2 protein-coding genes are annotated in these 1,326 nt (G+C 60.2%); one reads left to right on the forward strand and one right to left on the reverse strand.

Features of this window, described 5'->3' with window-relative positions; translation table 11 throughout:
- Positions 1-227, forward strand: a 227-nt coding sequence (locus CQ13_RS45000) for a hypothetical protein (protein WP_210183069.1), incomplete at its 5' end; no start/stop codon positions are given.
- 22 nt (positions 228-249) lie between these two features.
- Here CQ13_RS45000 and CQ13_RS15875 read toward each other — a convergent pair.
- Entirely contained in the window at positions 250-1,272 is a 1,023-nt protein-coding gene (locus tag CQ13_RS15875; protein ID WP_057843804.1) for an IS110 family RNA-guided transposase, read from the reverse strand.
- Positions 1,273-1,326: the final 54 nt, after the last annotated feature.

Raw genomic sequence — 1,326 nt, forward strand, 5'->3', positions numbered from 1 at the left:
CGGCCCCGCGGATGCAAGGGATTTTAGCAGCACTTTGGATGACGGTCGGGTGCGTTCATGTATACGGCCTGTCAGTGCGACCGATGCCATGGCCGCTGGCCCTGATGGAGATCGCGGATCGAGGCCTCATCAACGGGTCGCGCTTGTTGCGCTTAAAGCTCTTCGGGCTTGCTCGATCCCCAGCTCCGCCGGTTTCCATCATGCTGTCATTTGCCCTCACACCTTAAGGTGGCCAGGATACGCGGCAGCTCAGGCCGCGAGCTTAGGCCGATAGAATTCCCCGGTCGTCATCATCGCCCAGACGATCCGAGCTAACTTGTTGGCAACGGCGATCGCGACGACCATGGGCCGACGTCGCTCAAGTAGAGCTTCGATCCAGCCGCCTCCGACCCCTGAGCGTGCCTTCGGATATCGAACGACGTTCCGTGCTCCGATGACAAGCAAGTGCCTGAGATAGGAATCGCCCTGTTTCGTTATGCGGCCGAGCCGGTCCTTCCCGCTGGTGGAATTCTGCTTAGGCGTCAGGCCCAGCCAGGCCGCGAACTCTCGCCCCGAGCGGAACATGGTCGGGTCCGGCACAGTCGCGGCAAGGGCCGTGGCCGTTATGGGACCAACGCCGGGAATCGAGGAAAGCAACTTTGCCATCGGATTTTCTCTCTGAATGTCAGCCAGCTCCCGTTCGATAGCCTCGACCTGCCGGTCCAATTCCTTCAGTTGGTTCACAAGGATGGCCAGTGCCATGCGGGCGTGGGCGGGGAGCGTCAGTTCCTCGTCATTCAACAAGTCCACCAGACCATCCACCCGTTGCCGGCCCTGTCCGACAATGATTCCGAACTCGGCAAAGTGAGCTCGGATGGCGCAGGCCGTCATGGTTCTCTGGCGGACCAGCAAGCCTCTCGCGCGATGAAGCATCAAGAAGCCTTGGTTCTCGACGCTCTTAATTGGGACGAATCGCATATTGGGGCGGGTGACCGCTTCGCAGATCGCGGCCGCGTCAGCGGCGTCGTTCTTGGCTCCTCGCCGCAGGTAAGGCTTTACATAGGCTGGCGGAATCAATCTCACATCGTGTCCAAACCGTCGAATCTCGCGCGCCCAGTGGTGAGCGGTGGCGCAGGCCTCGATGCCGACCAGGCAAGGTGCGAGCGAGGAGAAGAACGACATGATCTCGCCTCGCCGGAGGCGTTGGCGACCGGTCACTTGGCCTTGGCTATCAACTGCGTGGATGTGGAATACGTGCTTCGAAATATCCAACCCAATTGTCGCGACTTCCATTGTGAATTGCTCCTGTTGGTGGTTCCGTACATCGCCAATATATCGCCGGCTCCG

Source organism: Bradyrhizobium retamae (assembly GCF_001440415.1).
GTDB lineage: Bacteria > Pseudomonadota > Alphaproteobacteria > Rhizobiales > Xanthobacteraceae > Bradyrhizobium > Bradyrhizobium retamae.

Excerpts from the sequence above, each read along its gene's own strand:
- CQ13_RS15875 (WP_057843804.1), bottom strand. The coding sequence starts at position 1,272 with ATGGAAGTCGCGACAATTGGGTTGGATATTTCGAAGCACGTATTCCAC.